This is a genomic window from Bacteroidota bacterium (assembly GCA_034723125.1).
GTDB lineage: Bacteria > Bacteroidota > Bacteroidia > CAILMK01 > JAAYUY01 > JAYEOP01.
The window spans coordinates 1-8,571 of the sequence record JAYEOP010000478.1; the positions used below are offsets into that span (position 1 = coordinate 1).

Annotated in this window: 3 protein-coding genes; 2 read left to right on the top strand and 1 reads right to left on the bottom strand. The window is 31.3% G+C overall.

Annotated features, from left to right (window positions below):
* Positions 1–252 precede the first annotated feature (252 nt).
* Positions 253–2,457: a selenide, water dikinase SelD gene (gene selD / locus U9R42_12405; protein ID MEA3496820.1), complete on the bottom strand. Its 2,205-nt coding sequence runs from the start codon at positions 2,455–2,457 to the stop codon at positions 253–255.
* A gap of 218 nt (positions 2,458–2,675) precedes the next feature.
* On the opposite strand from selD, the gene U9R42_12410 reads away from it, so the two are divergent.
* Complete coding sequence (locus tag U9R42_12410; GenBank protein ID MEA3496821.1) at positions 2,676–3,497, top strand: hypothetical protein; 822 nt, start codon at positions 2,676–2,678, stop codon at positions 3,495–3,497.
* Positions 3,498–3,661: 164 nt separating this feature from the next.
* Entirely contained in the window at positions 3,662–8,548 is a 4,887-nt protein-coding gene (locus U9R42_12415; protein ID MEA3496822.1) for a PKD domain-containing protein, read from the top strand.
* The last annotated feature ends 23 nt before the right edge of the window (positions 8,549–8,571 follow it).

An 8,571-nucleotide genomic window follows, 5' to 3' on the forward strand; every position in this document is an offset into this window, starting at 1 on the left:
CGAATTTTCTTCTTTATCCATTATCTCCATTGTATGTCATAAAAATATTTGACATTCAAAATCATGATATATTAAACTTGTTGACATAGCTTTTTTTCAAAAGTACTCATTATTGTGATGAACCATTTTTTTTAATAACAAGCTATTCTTCAACCGCTCATCCGAGTACGTAATCACACATAAGTGGCTCGATGGATATAAACATGTTATAAAAACTATTTTATAAATTAGAGAAAAGTAACAAGCACCATCCTACCTAACAAAAATCCTCCCCTCTCCTGTTCCTTTTACTTTTCCAATAATTTTTGCTTCAAAAATATCTTTCCCTTTAAATTGTTTAACAAATTTTTCTGCATCACTCTTGGGTAAAGAAAACAATAAACCACCTGATGTTTGTGCATCTGCAAGAATATACTTAGTAGCATTGCTAATGCTTTTATCAAATTCCACAATATTTTGTACATGCTCCAGATTGTTTTTTGTACCTCCGGGAATAATATCCGCAACTGCTAATTCCATCACTCCTTCCAATACGGGAATATTTTCATATAATAATTCCACATCTATTTTTGATGCTTTTGTCATTTCAGAAAGATGACCTAACAAGCCAAAACCTGTAACATCAGTGCAGGCATTAATCTGCAAAGTTTTAGCAATTTCCGAAGCTTTATTATTCAATTCTTTCATTAATTTTATAAAAATCTCTGCTTTCTTTTTGTCTAACAAATTTCTTTTTAAAGCTGTTGAAAGAATTCCTGTTCCAAGTGCTTTTGTTAAAACTAAAACATCAGTCTCCTGAGCATTAGAATTTGTAAGTATTTTATCAGGATGAATAACTCCCGTAACTACTAATCCAAATTTAGGTTCAGTATCTTCTACTGTATGCCCTCCGAGAATATCAATTCCCGCTTCATGAGCTTTATCTTCAGCACCTTTTAAAATTTGACTCAAAACTTTTTCAGGAAGTCTGTTGTCGGGAAATCCTACAATATTCAATGCAAATAAAGGCTTTGCTCCCATAGCATAAATATCACTAAGCGAATTTGCCGCAGCTATTGCCCCAAAATCATAAGGATCGTCAACTATTGGAGTAAAAAAATCAACCGATTGAACAATGGCAATTTCATCACTAATTTTATAAACAGAAGCATCATCGGAATTTTCTTTTCCAACTAATACGTTTGGGTCTTTTACAATTCCCAAATTTTTCAAAACTCTTTCAAGATATTGAGGTCTTATTTTACAAGCACATCCAAGTCCGTGAGTATAGTTTGTTAATTTTATTTCTTCATCAACATTTTCAATTTCACTTGAAGAAGACATTGTGGGAGAAAGCCTTGCAACCGCATCTCCAATTATTTCTATTGCTTTTTCAATTTCTTCATTATTCGTTGACCTGCCAACAGAAAATCGAATAGTACCCATTGCATATTTTATAGGAATTTGCATTGCTGCCAAAACAGAGGATACTTCAATATTTTCGGAATGACATGCAGCACCTGCAGAGGCTGCTATTCCTTTCATTTCTTCAAGTAAAATATTTGCTTCAATATTTTCAAAACTCAAATTCAGAGTATTTGGCAATCTTTTTTCAGGATGTCCGTTCAACTTAACATTCTCAACTTTCTTTTTTATTCCTTCAAAAAGCATGTCTCTGTAAATCTTCATTTCATCATAATTCTTTTGAAGATTACGCTTTGCTACTTCACACGCCTTACCTAAGCCAACAATTTCAAGAATATTTTCAGTTCCCGCTCTCAAATTTTGTTCATGATCAGCACCGTGAATTAATTTTTCAAGTTTAACACCTCTTTTAATGTACAAAGCACCAATGCCTTTAGGAGCATACAATTTATGTCCTGCTACCGACAAAAGGTCAACTCCAAGTTCATTCACATCCGTTTTTATTTTTCCTACAGATTGAGCTGCATCAGTATGAAAAATTATTCCTTTTTCTTTTGCTATTTTTGAAATTTCTTCAATAGGTTGAATTGTACCTACTTCATTATTGGCATGCATAATCGTTATCAAAATCGTTTCCTTACGAATTGCATTTTTCAGTTCATTTATATCAATCAGCCCAAATTCATCAACATCTAAATATGTAATATCAAAAGCATTTTTAGAAAGATATTTACAAACTTCAATCACAGCAGGATGCTCAACTATTGAAGTGATTATATGATTTCCTTTTGACTTGTTAGCCAATGCAACACCCTTAATTGCATAATTATTCGATTCGGTACCACCACTTGTAAAAATCAGTTCATCAACATTACAGTTTAAGGATTCCGCAACTTGCTTACGAGCATTTTCAACAGCAATTTTTGTTTGAATACCAAATTCATGAGTACTTGAAGGATTACCAAAATAGCTATCAATAAAAGGTTTCATAGCCTCAGCAACTTCAGGGTCAATAGGTGTTGTTGCATTATAATCAAGATAAATAGTTCTCATTTTAAAATTACTTTTTTTATATGAATTAGATTTACCATAAAATATAGGAATTAATAACATACAAAATTAGATGTTTGATTTTGGAATGCATCAAAGAAAATTAAGTTTTATTATTTTAATTTGGATTTTTTATAAAAAGTTACTAAATTTAATTTTTAATTAATCATAGAATATAGAACACTTTCTATTTTTTGAGTTTATTTCAAATGAAAAGCGTTATGAAAAAGTTGTTATTTGTTTTTTTATTTATTCCTTTATTAGGATTTAGTCAAAATTTAAAATTTCTTGAAAAAATCACTGCACCGATAGGATACAAAATTGCCTGCGGGCAAATATCAAAAAGCGGTAATGAATATTATCTACCTGCAATAAATGATTCGGGAGAATGTAAATTTTTTGTTTACAAAATAAAAAATAACGGAAATTACAAATTGGACAAAACAATTATAATTTATGATGAAAACAAAGAAGGAGTATTCCCTCGTCAAATTTCAATAACTAATGATTACCATTCTTTTGTATTCGCTTGGTCAAAAAAGAAAAAAGACACATTAAATGATTTGTACATTTGCTACTGGGATGATTATTACAAACATTTTTCAAAAAAGAAATTTCTGGGAGGAATAAATGAATATAAAAACAACGAAAGTTACCCATGGATATCTCCCGAAGGTTTAAGGATTTATTATGTATTAAAAACCAAAATATTCTTTTCTTTTAAAAGTTCCAAAGACAGATATTTTAAATATCCCGAGCCACTTAAAATAAATCTAAAAAATATTAAGGTAAAATCTTTTTGGTTGACAAATGATGAATTAAATATTTACATTATTTCATCAAAAAACATTATTTACAAATCAACAAGAAATAATAAAAACAAAGCGTTTTCAAAACCTGAAATATTTTTAAACAGCAATCCGGCATCAATAAATATCTCCTCTTTTTGCCTCAACAACAAAGGAAATATCGCACTTATTTACTCTTGCGATAAATCAAAAGAAAACGGGATGATTTCGATTTATGAAATAATTGAAGATTAATATAGCAGAACAAAATACAATAATTTTAAAACTAATTTGTTTCAAGTTATTATAATGTTGTATATTTATTTCTTTAATAAAATCGTTTAGATTGTTAATAGGTTTATAATTTTTAACAAAACAAAAAAAGTGTTTTTGCATTTAGTAAAAATGCAACATTAAAAATGAAGAAGCTTTTAATCATATTTGGATTTGTTTTATCAACATTTTTAGCATTCCCCCAATGCGGAAATATTGATTTTACAAGCTCACAAAATATAGCTTGCAAAAACTCTGTAATCCGATTTTATGCTCAGGGTTATCCCTCTGGCTCAAATTTTTCATGGTTTGTTGATGGAACACAAAGACCGGGAAATGATACATTTATTCATTTTTTTTCAAATACAGGATTTTCCGATATTGAGTTACAAGTTACACTACCAAGTAGTACAATTTGTACAGTAACAAAAAACAATTTCATTTATATATCCACCCCAATTATTGATAGCGTAGTTGCAAATAGCGAAATAATTTGTAGTGTTTCCGACCCTGTAAAATTTCATGCTTACAGTCCAAACATAAACAAATGGAACTGGATAATAGAAATGCATAATTACTTAAACTCAGGAGACTCGGTTACTCACACCTTTTCTTCAAAGGGAATAAAAAAAGTTGATTTGATAGTTACCGATACCAACAACTGTACAAATCATTTAATAATTGACTCCGTTGTAACTATTACTGAAAATCCTGATGTTGATTTCTCTGCTTCTCCAAATTCGGGTTGTCTGCCTTTAAACGTAAATTTTTCGCCTGCTGTTGACATAAAAAATGATTATGCACCTAAATATTTATGGTCATTTCCAAGTGGAAACTCTACTTCCGATTCAAATGAAAATCCAAGTGTAATAACCTACGATACAGCCGGAGCATATAATGTTACACTTAGGGTTACCTTATCAAACGGTTGTTCTGCAAGCAAAACAAAATTCCAATACATAAGTGTAGGTGATAGCGGACAACTTGATATGCAATCTAACATTACAGAAATTTGCAAAGGAGATATTGTTGAATTTTATAACAAATCAATTACTTCTTCACCCACTTCTATTAGTTGGAATTTTTATGGGGCTAATGTTCAAGCAAACTCAACAACTGATACTCAATTTGTAAGATATGACAGTAGCGGTATTTTTGATGTAAAAATGCTCTATGATTACAATGGTTGTAAATCTTCTGTTGTTTTCCCTAAACATATTGATGTAATGGAAATGGATGCAGACTTCGTTGTTTTAAATCCCAATAATTGTCTTTTACCACATACCGCAAGTTTTCAAAGTACTTCAAATCTTGCAACTACAGGAACAACTTGGTTTAGCTGGGAATTTTACGACACTGACGGAACTACCTTGCTTGGAACAAATAACCTACCTAACACACCGTTCAAATACACAAAATACGGTTCATATTCCGTTGAATTTAAAATAAGACAATCACCACGTGGTTGTGTTGACAGCATCCTAAAAAAGGACATTATTAATGTTCAAAGACTCAAAACTTTTATGTTGAAAATGCCTCCAAAACAAGCTTGTATTAACGAGATAGTCCCATTTTCAATACCATCAGCAACAGCCTCATTATCAATGTTTTCACTTTCTTACGATTGGACATTTTTTGAGTTAGACGAAACAACAATAAAAAAATCATCAAATATAAAAGAACCTAAACTAATTTACACTAAAGGAGGCTTGTACGATTACAGCTTGATTTTAGACAACGGTCACGGATGCAGAGATTCAGTTTATTTTGATGACAAAATTAATATTGTAGAAGTAAGCTCTGCATTATTTTCAAGCCATCAACAAGCATGTATTGGTGAAAATGTAACTTTTACAGAAAACTCTACTCCTAAGGGTGGACACACAAATATTTGGGAATTCACACACACAGTTGATTCAACTATTCAAATAACTAGTAGTTCTACTGATACATCTTTTACAACCAGCTTTCAATACCCCGGAACTTATAATGGAAAATTACAAACATTTACACAGGGTTGTTCCGATATAACAATTTTACCAAGTCTTTTAGAAATCAACGGTGTTATCGCTGATTTTTCTGCTAAAGAAACAGAAATGTGTCCGGGTGACAGCACAATTTTAACATCGCAAATAATTGCAAACGAAAACTATACAAGCAATCCTGACACTATGATTTACGAATGGGAAGCTATTCCTTCAACAGGCGTTACTTTCTCTGACAAATACAAAGCATCAACAACAGTAAAATTTTTAAACAAAGGATGTTTTAGAATAAAACTGTATGTTACCAATGGCTCAGGATGTACCAATGTTGTGAGCAAAAGCAATTTTATTTGCGTTGGTACAAAAGCAATATTTTCTTTTCCCTCAAAAATTTGCCTTAACGAAAGCACAAGAGCAAACAACACTTCATTGCGAGCAACACAATATTTATGGTATGCCAACTCATCTCATGTTCATTTTTTACCTAGCACAACAACAAAAAATCCTGATATAAGTATTGACAAAGCAGGTGATTATACTATTACATTAATTTCAATACGCACAGGATGCTCTGATTCTATGACAAAATCAATTCATGTTCAGGATGTTAGAAGTGATTTTTCAGTAAACGATTCAATAAAATATTGTGCAACAGCATTGATAGAATTCTATGCAGAAAAAAGTGAAGCAACTACTTTTATTTGGGATTTTGGTGATGGCATTGTTTTACAAGAAAATGACACTCACACATCTCATTATTATTTTCAAAATTCAGGAGGAATAGATACAGGATTTAATATAAAACTAACCACTCGCACCAGCATAGGCTGTAGCAGTACAACAATAAAAAATGAGTTTGTAAAAATTATAGGTCCTGTTCCTCGTTTTTCAGTTGTTGATAACATAGGATGCAACCCATTTGCTGTAACATTCAAAGATGAAAGCATTAACATTGCAACTTATTTTTTCCTTTTTGGTGATGGCAATTTTGTTGAAAACCTAAGTTTTAAAAATCATACTTATAAACTTTCCGACCCAAATAAAAAGCACGAAATATTTATTCCTGAATTTATAGCAATGGATACTTTGGGATGCAATTCCATTTACAAAAAAGATACTATTGAAGTTTATGAAACACCCACTGCCTTTTGTACTTTTTCGGATACTATCGGATGTGCACCTTTTAATGTTCAATTTTTCAACCTTTCTACAAGCTTTACAAGATGCGAATGGGATTTTAACAGTGATGGAATTGTTGATGACACAACATCATATCCTTCTCATGAATTTCAAGAAGGGACATACTCAGTAACTCTTAGGGTTTATAATGGCTCGGGCTGTGTCGATTCTGTTTATTTACCTGCTTTAATTGATGTGTATAAACAACAAGATGTTAGCTTTGATGCGAATGATACTATCGTTTGTATTTTTTCTGATGTAAATTTTACTCCCCAAGTAAATTATGCTGATGCTAATATCAAACATTATTATTGGGATTTTGGAGAACTTGGTTCACCAAACGACACCTCAACATTATCCAACCCAAGCTATGCTTACAGTAGTAGCGGTTATTTCAACGTAAATCTAATTACCAAAGATGAATACGGTTGTGAAGCTACATTTTCAAGACAGCATTATATTTTTGTTGCAGATTCATTTATAACAAATGCTTCTGAAATAGATTATGTTAGTGTTGAAAACAATAAAGATATTGGAATTACGTGGCAACCCTATACTAAGATTGATTTTGTTTCATATAAACTGTCAAGAGCAGGTAGCGGTGCATATCAGCTAATTTACACAAGCATCGTTGATTCTGATACTACATTTTTAAACACTACGGGAATAAGTGTTGCCAACTCATCTTATAAATATAAAATTCAAGTAGAAAATACTTGTAAAACACTTTCAAAACCTATAAATATTCATAACTCAATTCACTTAAACGCAACATCAACAAAGCATGGAGAAGTAGATGTTTTTTGGAATAAATATTATGGATGGAATAGTGTGAAAGAATATCGCTTGTATAAAAAAGAAAATGGTATTTTTAATCTCTTTGCAACTTATTCGGCAAACGATACTGTTCACTCGGAAACAGACCTATGTAATGAGCAACTATGTTATTTTGTTGAAGCAATTTCGCCAAACGAAGAATTCATTTCAGTTAGCAATCAAATTTGTATTACCCCTATTTATGATATTTCTTCTCAAACAATCAGAAAAAGAACAACAGTAGAAGATAATAAATTCATTTTAACAGAATGGATTGATAACAGTGAGGCGGAAATTGACCATTTTATAATTGACAGATACGATCCCGAAAATGGCTGGTGGCATGAATACAGAACTTCAAAATCCCCCTATTTTATTGATGATAACACTGAAATTAATAAATTCAGCTACAAATACAGAATTTCCTCTGTTGATGTTTGTGGATACAGTAGCGATTCTACAAATGAAGCTACAAATTCAATTCTCTTAAAAGTCAATACTATTAATCAAAATATAATACTTGATTGGAACAAATATCCTGAGGTATTAGCAGGCAGGATGAAATACCACATTGAAATAACAAACAAATCGGGAGGCTTTAACTTGATTGACAAACTTGACCCAATAGCAAGCACATATATAGATAACGGCAATTACGAAAACAACAATCGTCAATTATGTTATAGAGTTATAGCAAATTTTACCGACAGCAGTAGTTGGAACAGTATTTCTAATGAAGCTTGTATTAGCTCACCTCCAAGCATTTTTATACCAAATGCTTTTTCTCCAAACAATGATGGAATAAATGATGTTTTTAACATAAAAGCAACAAGTATAAAGGAAATTACTGGCAACGAAAGCCTGAACTACAAAATGACAATATTTGACAGTTGGGGTGAAATAATTTTCACTACTAATGATTTAAACGAAGGCTGGGATGGAACATACAAAGGCGATGTTCTTCAAGCTGGTGTTTATTATTATTACATAACCGCCATGGGACTTAATGAAGTAATTTTTCATTTTAAGGGGAATGTTACCATAATACGATAAAGATTGCTTTTGAGGAATTGTTT